The 17455-nt window shown below is 58.0% G+C and carries 16 protein-coding genes; 7 read left to right on the plus strand and 9 right to left on the minus strand.

What is annotated here, in order from left to right:
* Positions 1-4: 4 nt before the first annotated feature.
* The 5 genes from ABJ076_RS20035 to ABJ076_RS20055 all read right to left on the minus strand — a co-directional run bounded on the left by ABJ076_RS20035 (position 5) and on the right by ABJ076_RS20055 (position 7701).
* Complete coding sequence (locus tag ABJ076_RS20035) at positions 5-1255, minus strand: pentapeptide repeat-containing protein (protein ID WP_348192983.1); 1251 nt, start codon at positions 1253-1255, stop codon at positions 5-7.
* Positions 1256-1342: 87 nt separating this feature from the next.
* Complete coding sequence (locus tag ABJ076_RS20040; protein ID WP_348192986.1) at positions 1343-1696, minus strand: hypothetical protein; 354 nt, start codon at positions 1694-1696, stop codon at positions 1343-1345.
* A 157-nt stretch (positions 1697-1853) separates the two neighbouring features.
* Positions 1854-3110, minus strand: a complete 1257-nt coding sequence (locus ABJ076_RS20045) for a pentapeptide repeat-containing protein (protein ID WP_348192989.1) — start codon at positions 3108-3110, stop codon at positions 1854-1856.
* A 249-nt stretch (positions 3111-3359) separates the two neighbouring features.
* Positions 3360-6569, minus strand: a complete 3210-nt coding sequence (locus ABJ076_RS20050; protein WP_348192992.1) for an efflux RND transporter permease subunit — start codon at positions 6567-6569, stop codon at positions 3360-3362.
* 4 nt (positions 6570-6573) lie between these two features.
* Positions 6574-7701: an efflux RND transporter periplasmic adaptor subunit gene (locus ABJ076_RS20055; RefSeq protein ID WP_348192994.1), complete on the minus strand. Its 1128-nt coding sequence runs from the start codon at positions 7699-7701 to the stop codon at positions 6574-6576.
* 247 nt (positions 7702-7948) lie between these two features.
* On the opposite strand from ABJ076_RS20055, the gene ABJ076_RS20060 reads away from it, so the two are divergent.
* From ABJ076_RS20060 to ABJ076_RS20085, 6 genes are all read left to right on the plus strand, one after another.
* The gene (locus tag ABJ076_RS20060) at positions 7949-8878 is read left to right on the plus strand and encodes a histone deacetylase family protein (RefSeq protein ID WP_348192997.1); all 930 of its coding nucleotides are present in this window, start codon (positions 7949-7951) and stop codon (positions 8876-8878) included.
* A 79-nt stretch (positions 8879-8957) separates the two neighbouring features.
* Positions 8958-9206 (plus strand): exodeoxyribonuclease VII small subunit, encoded by a 249-nt coding sequence (locus tag ABJ076_RS20065; protein ID WP_028464445.1) that lies wholly within the window; start codon positions 8958-8960, stop codon positions 9204-9206.
* Positions 9207-9247: 41 nt separating this feature from the next.
* Positions 9248-10135 carry a polyprenyl synthetase family protein gene (locus ABJ076_RS20070; protein ID WP_348193000.1) on the plus strand — a complete coding sequence of 296 codons (888 nt, stop codon included), beginning with the start codon at positions 9248-9250 and terminating at the stop codon, positions 10133-10135.
* Between the two features lie 22 nt (positions 10136-10157).
* Complete coding sequence (gene dxs / locus ABJ076_RS20075) at positions 10158-12077, plus strand: 1-deoxy-D-xylulose-5-phosphate synthase (protein WP_348193003.1); 1920 nt, start codon at positions 10158-10160, stop codon at positions 12075-12077.
* Positions 12078-12083: 6 nt separating this feature from the next.
* Positions 12084-12821, plus strand: a complete 738-nt coding sequence (locus ABJ076_RS20080; protein ID WP_348193005.1) for a TlyA family RNA methyltransferase — start codon at positions 12084-12086, stop codon at positions 12819-12821.
* A gap of 32 nt (positions 12822-12853) precedes the next feature.
* Positions 12854-13792, plus strand: coding sequence for a DUF2806 domain-containing protein (locus ABJ076_RS20085; protein WP_348193007.1), 939 nt, complete (start codon positions 12854-12856; stop codon positions 13790-13792).
* A gap of 70 nt (positions 13793-13862) precedes the next feature.
* On the opposite strand, the gene ABJ076_RS20090 is transcribed toward ABJ076_RS20085, so the two are convergent.
* The gene (locus tag ABJ076_RS20090; RefSeq protein WP_348193010.1) at positions 13863-14138 is read right to left on the minus strand and encodes a hypothetical protein; all 276 of its coding nucleotides are present in this window, start codon (positions 14136-14138) and stop codon (positions 13863-13865) included.
* 120 nt (positions 14139-14258) lie between these two features.
* Here ABJ076_RS20090 and gcvA point away from each other — a divergent pair, with 120 nt between their 5' ends.
* On the plus strand, positions 14259-15200 hold the full coding sequence (gcvA, locus tag ABJ076_RS20095) for a transcriptional regulator GcvA (protein WP_348193013.1): 942 nt from the start codon (positions 14259-14261) through the stop codon (positions 15198-15200).
* Between the two features lie 116 nt (positions 15201-15316).
* Here the strand turns inward: gcvA and ABJ076_RS20100 are convergent, their stop codons facing one another.
* The 3 genes from ABJ076_RS20100 to ABJ076_RS20110 form a co-directional block, all read right to left on the minus strand.
* Entirely contained in the window at positions 15317-15628 is a 312-nt protein-coding gene (locus ABJ076_RS20100) for a hypothetical protein (RefSeq protein ID WP_348193016.1), read from the minus strand.
* The gene (locus ABJ076_RS20105) at positions 15625-16563 is read right to left on the minus strand and encodes an SPFH domain-containing protein (RefSeq protein WP_348193019.1); all 939 of its coding nucleotides are present in this window, start codon (positions 16561-16563) and stop codon (positions 15625-15627) included. The genes ABJ076_RS20100 and ABJ076_RS20105 overlap by 4 nt, the downstream gene beginning before the upstream one ends.
* Before the next feature lie 105 nt (positions 16564-16668).
* Entirely contained in the window at positions 16669-17409 is a 741-nt protein-coding gene (locus ABJ076_RS20110; protein ID WP_348193022.1) for an SDR family oxidoreductase, read from the minus strand.
* Positions 17410-17455: the final 46 nt, after the last annotated feature.

Raw genomic sequence — 17455 nt, forward strand, 5'->3', positions numbered from 1 at the left:
AGATTCAGGCGTCAGTCAGTGCCTGGTCGAGGTCAGTGTCCGTAAATTGGGCGCTGACTGTCCTGGCGCCCATCATGTCTGCTCCGGTAAGGTTGGCGCCTTTGAATTTGGCGCCTGAGAGATCCGTATTGCGGAGCAGGGCGCTTTCTAGGTCGGACGGCCAGAACCGTCCGGTTGGATTCCCGTTAGCATCCTTCAGTTCCACGGGAAAAAGCAGTGCGCCATTCAGTTGCGCATCCGTCAGGTCGGTCGAAACCAGCTTGGTGCCTGAAAGATCGGAATCTCTAAGATCGACACGAACGAGCTTGGCGCCTGTGAGATCGGTCATCACAAGTTGCGCGCGGCGCATCTTGGCGCCGGATAAATCCACGTCGCGCAGGTCCGCGCCAGACAGGTTAATGTCGCTTAGATCAACATCTTTCAGGTTGGCTCCGGCGAGCTGCGCGCGAGTGCCGCCGCGCCCCTGTTCGCGTATCCAGAGTTCATGATCGTTGACGATGTCTCGGAGGGAGCGGCTGCGATCTCCGGACTCCGTCACCAACTGTGCGCCGTTGAGATTTGCTGTCGACAGATTAACGCGTTCGAGAATGGCGCTGCTGAGATCGGACCCGGCAAAGCTGGTTTCCGAAATCAGGGCGCCGCGCAGGTTCGCCCCCCTTAGATTGGCACCGATAATCTTTGCACTGGCAAGATTGGCGCCGGACAGGTCCGCGCCGGTCAGATTTGCATTTTCGAGGTTCACGCCACTGAGGTTTGCACCGCAGAGCAGGGTGTTCTCCAGGTTGGCGCCGATCATGCTGGAATCTGACAGGTTGGTCCCTGACAGGTTGGCGTTATTGATGTCAGCATCATCCATGGTGGCGGAGGACGCGTCAGCACGAATAAAGGTCGGACGCTCGCCCGTAAGATCGTTGATGATTGCGCCGCCGCGCATGTCGGCTTCTTTCAGATTGGCGCCGCCGAGGTTGGCGCCCCTGATGCTCGCACCGCGCAAATCGGCGCGCATCAGGACGGCGTTCGTCAGATCCGAATCATCCAGATTGGCACAAAACAGGTCTGCGTAGCTGAGGTCGGCACCGGCCAGCAGCGTGTTGGCGAAATTTACGCCTGACAGACGCGCTGACTGGAGGTTCACGCGTGCAAGCTGAAAGCCGGTAACTTCAAGGCCGGACAGGTCTGCGCGCACGCCACCCGGCTTGCGTTTGAGCCAACGCTCATGGCTCTCAATGGCTTGAAGGATCTCTTCCGGCGTCATCGACTCAGATTTCTTTCCATCGGTACAGGGCCACCGATAAACGGACTATACTGCGCCCCCCGAAGGTGACATTTAGGTCAACAATCGTCATGGCCAACCATCCACGATAATACCAAGGCATGGATTGAGATAGTCACGAGACGGCCTGACGGCATCTTCGACGCGTGCCTGCAAGCTGAGGCGCTCGCAATAGTCTTTGAGAGCCGTGAAACCGTGTGTTTTGGTTATATCGTTCGTGGCAATACCCGCTTTCTTGAGCAAAAGAGTTTGAAACGGCGCTTTCTCGGTGTTTCTTAGCAGATAGATCACAAATCCGCTCGCCCGTCGCTCCTCCTCTGCGCCTCTCTGCTCCCTCACATCATCAGCAACGCGATCAATAAGTTTTTCGATCTCGTCGCTGAGCTGGTTAAGTTGTTCGGCTTTTTGCACTTCATCAATCAATGCGATGCAATCCCGAATGGTCAATCTTTAGAGTAAGATACTGTATTTCTTTCTTGCGAAGCATTCGCACCATTAAATGCTCAGTGGTCAAGAGGAACCTCCTTCGAAACTGGCTGTCTGAACCCGTTGCGCCGCTCAATGTCATTGGTTTTTAAGATTAGCTGTTACCGGTTTTCTCGTCGGTCTTAGCGACGGCAAGTTGTTCGGTTTTGAAGACTGCATCCGTCAGGTTCGCACGCGACATGTCCGCACCGGCAAGATTGGCACCAGAAAGATCGGCCCCGGCTAGGTTTGCATTCCTGAGATCGGCGTCCTTGAGGTTTGCATTCACCAGCTTGGTGCCTGATAGGTTCGCAGGCCATTTTCTTCCGGTGAGATTGCCTTCCTGATCTTTAAGATCGACCGGAGCGATTATGGAATGTGAAAGGTCGGCATCGGTCAGGTCCGCATGTGCGAGGTTGATCCCTTCAAGGGTTGCCCCGCTCAGGTTCGCCCCTTTCAGGTTTGTGTTGGATAAGTCGGACATCACAAGGAGCACGTTCGAGAGATTGGCCCCGCTGATATTGGCGCCATGCAGGTCCGCGCCAGACAGGTTGACCGCGGCAAGATCAATGAAACTGAGATCGGTATTCTTCAGGATCGCGCGATCCCCTAGACGGCCGTCTTCCCGGATCCATACATAATGCATGTTCAGAACTTCACGGACCTCGAATGGGAGAGAGTCTTCGTTGCGGACCATATTGGCGCCCGTCAAGTCCGCTCCTGAGAGGTCGCAGCTGTCCAGATTTGCTCCTGACAGATTGGCATGCTTCAGGATTGTATTGTCGAGCAGGGCTCCGCTCAGGTTGGCATCCTGCAGGTCCGCACCGGAAAGGTCGGCTTCGACCAGCACGCAGCCGGAAAGATCCGCTCCCTTCAGGTCTGCCTTGCGCAGATTTACCCCGGAGAGGTTCGCGCCGGCCAGTTGTGCACCTGCCATGCTCGCGCTTGGCATGGCTGAGTAGCTTAGGTCGGCCCCCTGCTGGTTGGATGTCGGGCCGTCCCGCTGGCCTTCGTCGTCGTCTGTCCCGAACATCAATGTTCCGCCGCGGAAGTCGGCGCCGACAAGATTAGCGCCTTTGAAGGCGACATTGCGGATAGATGCACCACGAAGGTCCGCGTTTTGGAGGTCCGCATCCCGCAGATCTGCGCCGTCCAGAACAGCACAGAACAAGTCCGTATGGCTGAGGTCACTGCCAGCCAAGATGGTTTTCTGCAGATTGGCGCCAGACATCTTGGCGGATTTCAGGTTCACTTTTTCGAGCGTGAAGCCGGAAAGGTTGGCGCGCGCCAGATTCGCTCGCGATCCACTATGGGCGCGGCTCAGCCATTTTTCATGTTCATCCAGGATATTCGCGATTTCCTGAGGCGTCATTTCAGCGAACCGTACCCATAATCATGAGGCTCTCTCGTGAGTGTTTGTAATACTTTTTAGATTCCACGCAGAACAATAGCCGTCGGGGGGCATATGTGAAAGCGCCATGAGGGTATCCGTAACTTGGGGTAACTTCGATCCCCAAGTGGAACACCGTATTCATTACCCGGTATTAATGTATGTAAAATTTACCAATAAATTCCATATATTTTTTAATTTTCTCCGACGTCGCCAGTCCACTGGGCGGCTTTATTCTGCTGCTTGTTTGGATGCGCCGTCAGATTTGCTTTCAGGCGGCTCGCCAGGCGCCTGTTTTCCTGGCTCCACAAGGCTGAGGCAGAGCGATAGCAATGGCGGGATTATGGCAAGCGTCAATACGGCGGAAAGGGAGAGCCCGCCGATCACAACTGAGCCAAGGCCGCGATAGAGTTCCGATCCGGCGCCAGGAAACACGACGAGCGGAAGCATTCCAAGGACACTGGTCAGTGTCGACATGAAGATCGGCCGGATACGATTTTGAGTTGCCTCGATGATCGCGGAACCAGATTCCATGCCGTCTTGGCGTATGTGATGCAGGGTTTGGTGCACAAGCAGGATTGCGTTGTTCACAACAATCCCGATCAGGATGACGAAGCCGAGCAGGGTCAGCATGTCGAGATTTTGCTGGATGAAGATGTTGAGTGTGGCCAGTCCAACCACGCCGCCGGCTGTTGCCAGCGGAACCGAGAAAATGATCACCAGCGGATAGAAGAAACTCTCGAACAATACCGCCATGACCAGATAGACGATGACCAGCGCCATCACGAGATCGAGCACCATCTCGTTCCAGGTCTCCGCCAGTTTGTCGGCTGTGCCGGACATGCGGATGCTGACGCCTGGCGGCAGGCCAGCCTCTTCCATTGGTGTGATCACTTCGTCCCACATCTTGTTCAGAGCGGCTTCCAGCGGCATACCAGAAGGCGGGGAGACCACGAGGGTAATTGTCCGCTCACGTCCGACATGACGTATCTCTGTCGGGCCGGTGGTGACAACCACGCTGGCAAGTGACCCTGCCGGTAAGATTTTGCCCTCGCTTGTCACGACGGGCAGATCGGCTATGCCCTGAGTTTCCAGAATATGATCCTCAAGACCGGTCAGGGTCAGGTCGATACGTTCCCCCTGCACGGTGATCTCGGCCACTCGGATACCATCGTTGTAGGCATCGACCGTAAAGCCAAGATCGCGGGCGGTTACGCCATTGTCGGCAAGTAGGGTGCGATCGGGCACGACCCGCACTTCCGGGGCGCCGAGCGACAGGGAGGGCAGCGGACGTATTTGAGTGCCTTCGTCGCGCGGGAAAGCGCGGCCGACCCTGAAAAATGTTTGCTGCGCGATACCTGTGAGTTCTTCGAGCGCTCCTCCGGAAATGTCGAGGTCGATTGAACTCGTCCCACCGACACCGCGTCCGAAAAGAGAACTCTGACGGAAGAAGCCGAAGGTTCCCGGCTCGGTGAAAAGCGAGCGCCGGAGTACCGGTATCAGTTCCTTGGCGCGGGTTGGATCGGCTGCGGCGGTCCCGACGATCACATTGGCCCGGAAAGCGACGAAGAAGAAGCGCGACATGGTGGGCGTGCCGTCCTCCATGACGATCTTCGTTTCGGAAAAATCCCAAATCGGTTTGGTCGCGTTCTCGAGTTTGGTGGCGATCTCGGCCATTGTGTCAAGGTTGTATCCGGGCGGGGGTTTGACGAAACCGATGACCAGATTCCGATTACCTTCCGGCAGGTAGTCGAGCTCGGGAAGCATGGCCCAGGTCGCGGCGATGCTGCCGACGGTCATGCCACTGATAACCACTAGGGCAAGGAAGCGGTTTTTCACCACGGCACGGGTCTGCTTCATGACGAGGGTCAGGAAGCTACGGGCAAAAAGGTCGATTACAGGAACACGCCGGGACGTGCTCAGATCGCCGATCTCGTTTTTCAGAAGGCGGCTGGCGAGTGCCGGAACGACCGTGGCGGAAACCACAAGCGACAGGCAGACCGCGACCGAAATTGCGACAGCAATATCCCTGAAGAGCTGGCCGACTTCCAGTTCCATCACCAGGATCGGGATGAACACCATGACTGTGGTCAGCGAGGAAACCAGCACCGCGCCCCAGACCTGTTGTGCTCCCCGATATGCTGCCTCTCTCGGGTCGTGGCCGAGCTGCCGTAGTCGGAAGATGTTTTCCAGCACCACGATTGCGGCATCGACCACCATGCCGACGGCGAAGGCGATGCCTGCCAGCGAGATGACGTTTATGGAACGGCCCAACGCCGCCATTGCGACGAACGATCCAATAACAGAAACCGGTATGGCGAGACTGATGACCAGAGTGGCATTGCCGCTGCGCAGGAACAAGTAGAGCACCAGCGCTGCCAGAATGCCGCCAACCCAGATATTCTGGCGCACCAGCTCGATCGAAGAATCAATATAGGTCGTCTCATCGTAGACCTGGATCATCTTCAGGCCGCGCGCGGATAGATATCCCGTGTTCAACTCGTCGATCGCCTGGCGGACCTCAGTCATCACCTCGATGACGTTGGCGCCGGTTTCCCGATACATTGGCACCGCGAGCGCCGGTGTGCCGAACTGCCGGATGCGTGCGACGGGGTCTTTGTAACCCATCGATACCGTTGCGACGTCGGAGACGCTGACACGGGCAACCCGTCCGGTCATCGGGTCTTCGATGGAACGCAGGACGACACCGCGCACATTCTCCATACTCTCGAAGTCGCCTTCGGTGCGGACTACATAACGTCGCTTGCCTTCATCCACGGCGCCGGCTGAAACGGAGGCATTGGCGCTGCGCAGGGACGCTAGGACATCCGGAATGGTGAGCTGGTAATGGGCGAGCAATTGCGGATCGATGGTCACCCGCATCTCGCGCTCACCACCGCCATAGATCCGGGCTTCGCCAATTCCCGAAATACGCTCAATCCGCGCTTTAACGTAATCTTCTGCGAAATCGCCGTATGTGTGGATTGGCGTGTTGTTGTCGTCCTCGCGCAGTATCACTGCCCATGCGATGGCATTATCTTCCGACCCGGCCGTTTGGAAGGTCGGCTCGTCCACTTCGTCCGGGTAGTTGCCAACCCTGTCCAGCCTGTTGGCTACCAGAAGCAGCGACTTGTCCATGTCGGTGCCGGGAGAGAATTCCAGCGTTATCCGGCCACGTCCGTCCTCAGAGCTGGAAATCATTGATTCCAGCGCTTCTAGTCCTCTCAGTTCGTCTTCCTGCCGGTTGATGATTTCGCGTTCAATCTCGGCAGGGGCCGCACCACCCCAGTTGGTCGTGATCGTTATCACCGGCCGGTTCACATCGGGGGCGAGCTGAATCGGGATGCTTTGCAGGGCGACAATGCCAAACATCACGATCATCATGACGATAGCCAGGACTGCGACGGGCCGCTGGATCGAATGACGGATCAATGTGTCCATTGGTTTAGCCCTTTACCTGAACGGCTACTGGCTGCCCAGGTCGCAGGCGTTCGTTGCCTTTAATGACCACGATCTCGCCGACGGCAAGGCCATTCGTCACTTCAAAGCGTGAGCCGAGGGAAGCACCGATCGTGACCGGTCGAATTTCGACCTTGTCGTTGATCACCACATAGACCCTGGGCTGGCTGCCATCCAGAAGCAGAGCGTCCTTGTGAACGCTGATCACCTTACGCGCTTCGCCGATGGGGATATGGACGGTGACGCTCTGGTTTTCGGCAATTTGCGAAGAGTTTTCTGGCAAGAGCGCAGAAAACCGGACTGCCCGGCTGCGGGTGCGCGGGTTCTCCTCGGGGATTATCGCTCTCATCTCGATGGTAAGAATCTGCCCGTCTTGCAGCACGGCTTTAACCGGAACGCCGGGATGCAGACCGGAGAGCCTCTGTGCCGGGACATCGGCCTCGATCTCCAGGTTTTTTTCATTCATTAGAGTGACGATCGCTTCGCCAGCCTGGACATAGTCTCCAGCAACCACGTGACGGGCCAGAATTACGCCGTGATATGGAGCCTGGATCGAAGCATCGGCGAGGGCAATTTCAGCCAGGTTCAATTCAGCCTGTACCCGTTCAGTTTCAGCTTCAGCCTCCATGGAGCTCGCGATCGCGGCTTCCAGGTCGCGCTGGGCGTCCTCTAGTGCATTCTTGCGAAATGCATTGGAACCGCGCAATTGCTCAGTCCTCGCAAGGGCTTGCCGGGCTTTCGCCCGGTTGGCCATCGCCCGCTCATGTTGCGCTTGCGCTTTTTTTAACTCCGATGCCCGAAGCTGTCGTTCTGCCCGCAGCCGGTTGTCTGAAAGCCGGGCCAGTACGGCACCTTTCTCGACCCGCTCACCTGCGCGAACGGAAATCTCGGCTATCCGTTCTGAAATACGTGTCGCGACCGGGCCGAGTTGGACTGCGACAAAACGCGCCGAAAAAGGTGCCGTTTGAGTCAGGGCTTCGTCGCGGACCTTGTCGACCTCAACGGGGCTCGCTTTCCCCTGAGCATGCGCAATGTCTGGCACGCTGATGGCCAGCATGGCCGCGAGCATAGCGAAGAGAAGGACTCGAGGCAGCTTTACTAACATTGCTGGCATTTCGCGCACGCCTTTTTATGCCAAGAAGTCACGAGATTCGCGCCGGTGAAATCAAGACTGGTTGCTCTGAAGGTAGCGAAGATATGCCTATTTTGCCGGGTATCCATAGCAATCGCAATTAATTCAATGAGGGATTGGCGCGCATCGCGGCAAGTTGATGCTGGATGGAACTCCGAGCTTCTTGGTAAGAACGACGAGCGAAATATAATCCGTCGCTGATGACCGGAAAAAGTTGGGGAGGAAGGACATGGGGACGATTCTGTATACCCATGCGGATAGTTTTGGACATGACCCGGGACGCATGCATCCGGAACACCCGGCGCGCCTGAAAGCAGTGCTGACAGCCTTGTCCGCCGAAGAGTTCAACGGGCTTGAGCGTCGGGAGGCGCCAAGAGCCGCCGTGGAACAGATCGCCAGAGCACATCCCCTCGACTATGTGGAAGCGATCCTGGAGGCTGTGCCCGAAACCGGCGAGCGGCCGATAGATGGCGACACAGTGATGTCACCCGGTACCGGTGATGCCATTCTGCGCAGTTCTGGGGCCGTTTGCGCGGCGGTCGACGCCGTGCTTGGCGGTGAAGCACAAAACGCATTCTGTGCCATGCGCCCACCCGGACACCATGCCGAGCCTCGCACACCGATGGGTTTCTGCTTCTTTAACCAGATTGCCGTCGGTGCCGAGCATGCCCGCGCGGCGCATGGGCTGCGGCGTGTGGCGATTGTCGATTTCGATGTGCATCACGGCAATGGCACGCAGGCGATCTTCGAAGCGGATGGCGGTGTTTTCTATGCATCGACTCATCAATCGCCGCTGTTTCCTGGGTCCGGTCATCAGAGCGAGCGCGGTGTCGGCAATATCGTAAATGTGCCGTTGCCGCCCATGTCCGGCAGCGAACAGTTCCGCGCTGCTATCACTGAGATCATTTCCCCGGCTCTGATCGAATTCCAGCCTGAACTGTTGATGATCTCCGCCGGGTTCGATGCCCATATAGATGACCCGCTGGCATCACTCTGTCTCACGGAAGAGGATTTTGCCTGGGTGACAGAGGAGCTTATGCGGGTCGCCGATCTGGTCTGCGACGGTAAGATCGTCTCCACGCTCGAGGGCGGCTATGACCTTGAGGCATTGGCAGAATCGACAGCGGCTCATGTGCGCACTTTGATGAGTGCCGTCTGACATCGAAAAGCGGGTGGGGTTCCCTTGTATCGGTGGCTCCCCGCGCCTATTGTCGGGCACTGACCCGAAGGAGACCGACGTGAGCGAGACACCATCACCGGAGATCAAAGGCCTCAGCTTTGAAGAGGCGCTGACGCAGCTTGAAGAGATCGTCGGCAAGCTTGAATCCGGTAACGGAACTTTAGATGATGCAATCAACGCCTATGCGCGTGGGGCGGAGCTGAAATCCCATTGCCAGAAGAAGCTGGACGAAGCGCGCATGAAGGTCGAAAAGATCCGGAAATCGGATGCTGACGGCGCTGTGTCCGCCGAGCCATTCGAGGCCTAAGCTTCATATTTTTCCGACATTGATCAGGATCACCGCCGCTTATGACCCAGCTTAAAGACGCGATGGCAACGACCGCGCGCGAAGTTGAGCGCGTTATGGATTTCCTGTTGCCGAAAGCGGATGACGCCGAAGCGCGGGTTTTTGAGGCCATGCGCTATTCCAGTCTTGGCGGTGGCAAGCGGTTGCGGCCGTTCATTGTCACGCAGTCCGCCAAGATGTTCGCCGTCGATGAGCGGTGCGCCCTGCGGGTCGGTGCCGCTGTAGAGTTCCTGCATTGTTACTCACTTATCCATGATGATCTGCCCGCCATGGATGATAGCGATCTGCGCCGCGGACGGCCGAGTTGCCATAAGAAATTCGACGAGGCGACTGCTATTCTGGCTGGGGACGGATTACAGGCGCTGGCTTTCGAGGTTTTGTCGGCGGAGGAAACCAGCTCCGATGCTTTTGTCCGCGCCAAACTGGTTTCCGGCCTCGCGAAGGCGTCGGGTGGTGAAGGTATGGTCGGCGGTCAGATGATCGATCTGCTGGCGGAAGATACCGAGTTGGATATCGGTGCCATCACTCGCATGCAGAGGATGAAAACCGGAGAGATCTTCGCTTTTGCCGCGACGTCGGGAGCGATTATGGGGCATGCCTCCGAGCGTCATGTCCATGCTCTGCATTCCTTCGCACAAGAGCTGGGATTGGCCTTCCAGATAGCCGATGATCTGCTTGACGAGACTGGTGATTCCAATACGACAGGTAAGCCAGTTGGGAAGGATGGTGAGGCTGGAAAAGCGACCTTCGTTTCCGTTCTCGGCGTCGAGCGAGCCCGGTCGCAGGCCCGGCTGCTGGCAGAGCAGGCAGCGCGCGCCCTTGATTTATTCGGTGAGCGGGCAGACCTTCTGAAACAGGTAGCCGCTTATGTGGTCGACCGCACGCACTGAGCCCCAGGGCTGAATTGGACCTATGACCGAACGCAGAACCCCGATTCTGGACAGAGTCACTCTCCCGGCTGACTCCCGCACGCTGACCGACGCGCAGCTCAAGCAGCTTGCCGACGATTTGCGCATTGAGACCATTGACGCTGTTTCGGTCACAGGCGGCCATCTCGGGGCTGGGCTCGGCGTGGTCGAGCTGACGGTCGCTATCCACCATGTTTTCGACACGCCGCGGGACAAGGTAATCTGGGATGTCGGCCATCAGGCCTATCCGCACAAGATCCTGACCGGCCGCCGGGACCGTATCCGTACCCTGCGCCAGGGGGGCGGGCTTTCCGGCTTCACGAAGCGTTCGGAAAGCGAATACGACCCGTTCGGTGCAGCACATAGCTCAACCTCGATCTCTGCAGGCCTTGGCATGGCCGTGGCGCGGGATCTGAAGGGTGACGATTTTAACGTCCTTGCCGTGATCGGTGACGGTGCAATGAGCGCGGGCATGGCCTATGAGGCGATGAACAATGCCGGCTCGTTGAGAAACCGGATGATCGTGGTGTTGAACGACAACGATATGTCGATCGCGCCTCCGGTCGGTGCGCTCAGCGCTCATCTTTCGCAACTGATTTCTTCGAAATCCTATAGCAGCGTGCGGGACCTGGCGAAGCAGATCGCACAACACTTGCCGAAGCCGATGGAAGAGACTGCGCGCAAGGCCGAGGAGTTCGCCCGCGGCATGGTCACCGGTGGGACTTTGTTCGAAGAGCTCGGCTTCTACTATGTCGGGCCTGTGGACGGACACAATCTCGACCACTTGCTGCCGGTGCTGCGCAATGTCCGGGACATGAAGCGGGATCGTCCGGTACTGCTCCATGTCGTCACTGAAAAGGGCCGAGGACATCCGTTCGGCGTGCAGGCGGCGGACAAGTACCACGCCGTGCCGAAATTCGACGTGGTGACGGGCGAGGTGAAGAAGCCCGTCTCTAATGCGCCTAGCTATACGTCGGTTTTCGCGGACGCGCTGATCAAGGAAGCCGAGGCGGATGACCGGATTGTCGCGGTGACGGCCGCTATGCCGTCTGGCACCGGGATCGACAAGTTCTCCAAAGCCTTTCCGGAGCGCAGCTTCGATGTTGGCATTGCCGAACAGCATGCCGTTACGTTCGCGGCCGGTATGGCCTGCGAGGGTATGAAGCCGTTCGTGGCGATCTATTCGACCTTCCTGCAGCGCGGCTATGATCAAGTCGTTCATGACGTGGCCATCCAGAAGCTACCGGTGCGCTTCGCAATCGACCGGGCTGGGCTGGTTGGAGCCGACGGGGCGACCCATGCCGGGGCTTTCGACCTCGCCTATTTGGGCTGCCTGCCGGACGTCGTGCTGATGGCGCCGTCTGACGAGGCTGAACTGAAGCACATGGTTGCGACGGCTGCTGCGATTGACGACCGGCCGAGTGCCTTCCGCTTCCCGCGAGGGGAGGGTGTGGGTGTCGAGCTTCCTGCGCGCGGCGATGTGCTGGAAGTCGGCAAAGGCCGAATTGTTCGCGAAGGTGCGAATGTCGCGCTGCTGTCTCTCGGCTGCAGGCTTCAGGAATGCCTCGTGGCCGCCGACGATCTGGCCGCTCGCGGCTTGTCCGCGACAGTGGCCGATGCCCGTTTCGCCAAACCAATCGACCGGGATCTCTTGCGCCGTCTCGCAGCGGAGCATGAGGTTCTGATCTGCATCGAGGAAGGCAGCATCGGTGGTTTCGCGAGTCAGGTCCTGCATGCGCTGGCTGAAGATGGTTTGCTTGACGCCGGCCTCAAGGTTCGGCCGATGGTGCTGCCGGATCGTTTCCTTGATCACGAAACGCCGGAGACGCAATATCGCGAGGCTGGCCTCGATGCGGCTGCTATCGTGACAACGGTCCTCGGCACACTCGGCGTCGACCAGGCTTCGGCGCCGGTCCGCGCCTGACCGGCTGTGGGATCTGAACGTCTCGACCTTGCCCTGGTGGAGCGGGGCCTTGCCGCAAGCCGGAGCAGAGCTCGGCATCTGATCGAGGCGGGGCAGGTGACGGTCGACGGCGTCACCGTGACCAAGCCGGCTGCGAAAGTCACTGAGGTTCATATTGTCCGGCTCGATGACGCAGCGCTCAAATGGGCTTCCCGCGCCGGGCTGAAACTCGCGCATGCGCTCGATATCTTCAAGATCGACCCAAACGGTCTGGTGTGCCTCGATATTGGAGCATCGACCGGTGGTTTCACTGATGTGTTGCTGGATCGGGGGGCGCTTCGTGTGCATGCGGTCGATGTCGGGCATGGGCAGTTGATACCGCGTCTGGCAGCGGATGAACGGGTCCATGTCTACGAGCGTCTGAACGCCCGGTATCTCCAACCTGAGATGATCGGCGAGCCGGTCGGGCTGGTAGTGTCGGACGTGAGCTTCATCTCTCTCAGGCTGGCACTACCGATGGCGCTCGCCTGCGCGGCATCGGGCGCCCGGCTGGTCGCGCTGGTGAAGCCGCAATTTGAGGTCGGACCATCGCGTATCGGCAAAGGCGGCATTGTCCGGGATGAAGCGGCGCGGGCTGATGCTCTCCGGGATGTTGTGGGCTGGCTCGAAAATGAGGCTAGATGGACACTTTCAGGTCAGACGGAGTCGCCGATTTCCGGAAATGACGGAAATCAGGAATTGTTAATAGCGGCGGAAAAACCGTGATAGGCTTTTGGGTGTGAATAACAGGCGGTGTCATGACAGAAGAAAACCGCGAGGATTCTGAAGCAAAATCACGGTCGCCCCGCTCGACGAACGCGGATGTAGAGGCCTATGACCCGGCCTGCCTCCGCTTCAGCGAGATGTTGGCTTATGGGCTCGGCTCGAGTGGTCGGTCCTGGTTGGACTCCGTGCGCAAGGGCGATGACCATGAAGATGCTGGACTTGCCGAGCGCGCCCAATGTCGAGTCGAAGAACGCGATATCAGGCGTCAGCGCAATATTGAGGCTGTGTTCTCTCTCGCCCTGACGATGCTCAAGAGCGATACGCCACAAGACGGGCATGTGGATCCGGACTGGTGTGTGCGCTTTATTGAGGCTGCTGCCGATTGTGGCGACAAGGCCGGTCAGGAAATGTGGGCAGCCCTGCTCACTCTGGAAGCCGAAGAAAGCGGGACGGTCCCGCAGGTTACCTTCCGGGTCATGAGGACGCTCAATCGGAAAATGATCCGCTGGGTCGCCATCCTGGCGAAATTCCGGATCAATAATTTCCTGGTGAAGCTTTCCGATGAGTTCTTCGGTGAGCGAGAGTTGACAGGAGACTGCATTCTGCTGCTTGAAGAATATGGTTTGCTGCGGACCAACCGGGATCTCAGCAAAGTCTTCTCATCGCAAAAGACCGACAGTTTTTCGACCAACCTGCTGTACGCTGATAAGGTTGTCCGCGTCAGCCATGCTGATCCGGCGGCAGACCTGACATTGCCGTGCTACCGGCTCAGCGAGGCTGGGACGGCCCTGGTCAGGGCAGCGGGCAGACTCTCCCATGTCGAAGCGGATCTCGATTATCTGCTGGAAATCGTCAAGCTGGTCGAGGCCGAAGGCTATACGGTTGCGCAGGCCGATATCCTGTCACGGGCGTCGGAAACAGTCGTTGCCAAGCATTCGCCGTTTTGCGAACTGCGCACACTGAAACGTTAATACCGGAACCGGTAAAAAGACGGGCGGCGCCGTGGCGCCGCCCGTTCATGCAGCCAAACGTTAAGAGGCGCTATGCTGTTTGGCTGCGGGCATTGGCTTCGGTTTCAACGATGGTCATCGCCTTGCAGAGCAGTTTTGCGTCTTGAGCGCTGAGTTTCGCATGACGGGAAAGGCGGCGAAGCTGCTCGGCCGCATCCTCGAGCCCGGCATATTTCGCCGGAGCTTCTGCGAACTCTCCGGCATGATTGTGGCGCCGGGTTTGGTACCGGGCGTAGTCTTTCCAAATGGCGACATCGTGGGTCAGGCCGCCGGCGCCGTTCAGAAACAGATGCATCGCGTGTTCCATAACTTTTCCTCACTTGTCAGTTGTTGGAGACAATCCGCTGTTGCATCCGAATATCGCTTTTCAGTGGGCCAAGGACAAATGATTGATTTTCACCTGTTATGTTAGATATATTTACATATCATGAGTCGGCAACTTCCCCCGCTTACAGCCCTCCGGGCCTTCGAGGCAGCGGCCCGTCTGGGTGGCGTCTCTAAGGCGGCGGACGAGCTGCACGTCACCCATGCAGCGATCAGTCACCAGATCCGGGCGCTTGAAGACTGGTTCGGGCTGTCGCTTTTCGATCGGGCCGGTCGGCAGATCCGGCTGACGGAGGCAGGCGCCAAGCTGCTTTCGCCTATCTCAGCGGCTTTCGACAATATCGCAGGCGCTGTTAACTTGGTCTGCGAGGATGCTAACCAAAAGGTTCTGACCGTCTCAGCCGCACCGTCTGTCGCCTACAAGCTGCTGGTTCCGCGCCTCAGCTCCTTCGCGGCAATGGAACCGGATGTCGAGGTGCATCTGCATCACTCCGTGGAGCTGGCGAATTTTGTCTCCGATGGTGTTGACGTGGCGGTGCGTTTTGGCCGGGGCAATTGGCCGGGTACCGTCTCGAAGCGGATCATGGAGGGATTCGTGCAGCCGTTCGCCAGCCCGTCGCTGCTTCAAAATGCTGGTTACGCGCTGGCCGATCTGCCGCTGACGCCTGAGCAGATTGCCGCACTGCCATTACATCACGAGGACTCGACGGAGTTCTGGCGGGCTTGGTTCGAAAAAGCGGGTGCGCCTGGGCTTCGGTTTCGAAGCGGCGCGGTATTCCATGACGCGGCCTCAATACTGAACGTCGCGGTTGCCGGGCAGGGAGCGGTCTTGGCACGGCCCGCACTGGCCGCGTCTGAGCTCCTCAGCGGCTTGCTGGTTGCTTTGTCGGATGTGAGAATTGATGAAGATGCCGGGTATTACCTGGTCTACCCGCACTCGAAAATGTCCGACCCTTTGATCCAGGCGTTCGAGGTTTGGGTCATAGCCGCAATCGCCGAGCCAGGCGGCGGAGCGTCATATTCCGACAAGGCGCTGGCGCCTTGATCTGATCCGCAGCCATAGCGCATTTGACGGGTTGGGTGCGGCCGAGAGCTGAAGCTGCCTGGATCTGATGTTTGGCAGGTTCGGCGGCTCTATCAGACGATGAGAACGACAATTGCCTAATAGTCGTTCACATCTTCCTCTTCCACTTTGCGACGTCGCTGGAAGACAAACCGGATGATTGCCACCATCACAACGGCGATCCCTGCGTAGATCATCAGTACCTGGCGCCAAGTCTCAAACAGTACAGTCTCATTGAACCAGAGCGCTGACTGTCCATAAACAAGAACGGCAATGGCCAGTGCTGCAATGCCAAGCGGCAGGGCAATCATACTCCCGTCAAACAGCTCTGCGGCGATGAGCAAAATGCCAAGGATGACCCATGCTTCCGGAAGGAAGACCCAATAATGGATCGACATAAATGAGCTCATCGGGTTTGTTCTCGAGGAAGGGCTTCCAGAAGTGTGGTCAAAGACCCGATCACGCCCGATATCTCAGTCGGCATGATGACCGTCTTGGCATTGTCGGATGAGGCTACTTCACCGAGTGCTCCAATCTGCCGTTTCAGAATTTCGTAGTTGGCGGCGGGCATTCCGTTCTCCTGAAGGGCTGCTGAGACCGCGCGGATCTGGTTGGCTTCAGCTTCGGCAGCAACTTTGACCGCATAGGCATCGGCGTCCGCCAGCGTTATTCGTGCTTCCGCCTCGCGTTGAGCTTCATAGAGCCTTGCGTCGGCGGAAAGCTCAACGGATCGTTTTTCACCTTCCGCACGGGCGATTGATGCTCGCCGTTCCCGTTCGGCGCTGAGTTGGTGCCGCTGGGCCTCACGCGTCTGCCCATCGACTTTTATATCAATGATTTCTGTTCGGGTGATCTCGATACCCCAGACTTCTGCGGCATTTTGCAGGTTTTTCTCAATCTCCGAATTCATTGACTCCCGGGATGACTGAAGCTCGTCCAGTTCCAGTTTACCGGCAGCGGATCGGACGATTGAGGTGGCTGCCGTATGGATTGCCCGGTCGACATTTCTTATGCGGTAGACCGAGCGAGAAGCGTCCAGTACGCGGTAGAAGACCGTTGTCTCAAGTTCTACCTCGACATTGTCCTTGGTGATGACACTGATGTCCCAGGCTTCGAGTTGCCTTTCCAGAACGGAGACACGGTGTGCCACGGCGTCGAGAAACGGCACGATAAAGTTAAGCCCTGGCCTTAGAGCGCGTGTGAATTTCCCAAAACGCTCAAGCACGAATATCTCGCTCTGGGGAACGATTTTGACGCCCTTCCAGATGACGATCACGGCCCCAATGACGAGAAGAAACGCGATCAGGTTCGAGAGGATAATCTCAACGACAGCTTGTTCGTTCATATGCTTGGCCGATTCTGCTTAAAAAGATAATGAGGGTGGCAGCAGGAATTTTTCTATCAATGCACGATAGAATGCGTTGAGCTAGACACAATACTCTGCCAGATGTCAGGCCCGCGTCGGTTCGACGAGAAGCTGGGAGACATTGACGTTCGATGGGGCGGTCATCGCATAGACGATCGCGTTCGCGATGTTTTCCGGTGCGAGCGTTCCCGGAGCATTGTCATAGAAGGTCTGGGCCTTGCCGCCGTCGCCCCAGCGGCTTTCCGCGAATTCGGTGCGGGTCAGGCCTGGCAGGATTTCGGTCACTCTGATATCGGTCTGCGCGAAATCCATTCTGAGGCCGTCGGTGAAAGCGCGGACTGCAAATTTCGAGGCATTGTAGATACTGCCGCCCGGATAGACCCGGAGACCAGCAGTGGAGCCAAGGGTGACGATGTGACCCGTGCCGAGCGCGACCATCTGGTCAATGACCGCCCGGCAGACCCGGATCGTTCCGTTCACGTTGGTGTCGATAATATCCGTCCAGGTATCTGCGTCGGCTTCGTCGAAACGCGCCCGGCCGCCGACATCGTGACCAGCACAAACCACGACGCCGTGTATATTGCGCCAGCCCTCGGGCATGCGCTCGACCATCGAGGCAGTGGAAGCCGGATCGGCTACGTCCAGTTGCAGCGGAAGACAATGACCCGGCCGGTCTTTCGCCAAAGATTGCAGGCGGTCCATTCGGCGAGCGGCGGCAATAACGCGAGCACCGTCACCCAGAAGCTGCTCCACGGTCGCGGCCCCGATGCCTGAGCTGGCTCCGGCAACCAGCACAATCTTGTCTCTCAACTCGAATTTATCCATCGGACGCCCGTATTCCTAGATTACATCGCAATTGTTATCTCACCTT

Origin of the sequence: Nisaea sp., assembly GCF_039990255.1 — a bacterium.
Lineage (GTDB): Bacteria > Pseudomonadota > Alphaproteobacteria > Thalassobaculales > Thalassobaculaceae > Nisaea.

What these genes read in the sequence shown, in the direction of transcription:
- ABJ076_RS20090 (WP_348193010.1), bottom strand. Translation starts at nt 14,138, where the DNA reads ATGGAACACGCGATGCATCTGTTTCTGAACGGCGCCGGCGGCCTGACC.
- ABJ076_RS20060 (WP_348192997.1), top strand. Translation starts at nt 7,949, where the DNA reads ATGGGGACGATTCTGTATACCCATGCGGATAGTTTTGGACATGACCCG.
- gcvA (WP_348193013.1), top strand. Translation starts at nt 14,259, where the DNA reads ATGAGTCGGCAACTTCCCCCGCTTACAGCCCTCCGGGCCTTCGAGGCA.
- ABJ076_RS20055 (WP_348192994.1), bottom strand. Translation starts at nt 7,701, where the DNA reads ATGCCAGCAATGTTAGTAAAGCTGCCTCGAGTCCTTCTCTTCGCTATG.
- dxs (WP_348193003.1), top strand. Translation starts at nt 10,158, where the DNA reads ATGACCGAACGCAGAACCCCGATTCTGGACAGAGTCACTCTCCCGGCT.
- ABJ076_RS20085 (WP_348193007.1), top strand. Translation starts at nt 12,854, where the DNA reads ATGACAGAAGAAAACCGCGAGGATTCTGAAGCAAAATCACGGTCGCCC.
- ABJ076_RS20105 (WP_348193019.1), bottom strand. Translation starts at nt 16,563, where the DNA reads ATGAACGAACAAGCTGTCGTTGAGATTATCCTCTCGAACCTGATCGCG.
- ABJ076_RS20050 (WP_348192992.1), bottom strand. Translation starts at nt 6,569, where the DNA reads ATGGACACATTGATCCGTCATTCGATCCAGCGGCCCGTCGCAGTCCTG.
- ABJ076_RS20070 (WP_348193000.1), top strand. Translation starts at nt 9,248, where the DNA reads ATGACCCAGCTTAAAGACGCGATGGCAACGACCGCGCGCGAAGTTGAG.
- ABJ076_RS20110 (WP_348193022.1), bottom strand. Translation starts at nt 17,409, where the DNA reads ATGGATAAATTCGAGTTGAGAGACAAGATTGTGCTGGTTGCCGGAGCC.
- ABJ076_RS20035 (WP_348192983.1), bottom strand. Translation starts at nt 1,255, where the DNA reads ATGACGCCGGAAGAGATCCTTCAAGCCATTGAGAGCCATGAGCGTTGG.
- ABJ076_RS20045 (WP_348192989.1), bottom strand. Translation starts at nt 3,110, where the DNA reads ATGACGCCTCAGGAAATCGCGAATATCCTGGATGAACATGAAAAATGG.
- ABJ076_RS20100 (WP_348193016.1), bottom strand. Translation starts at nt 15,628, where the DNA reads ATGAGCTCATTTATGTCGATCCATTATTGGGTCTTCCTTCCGGAAGCA.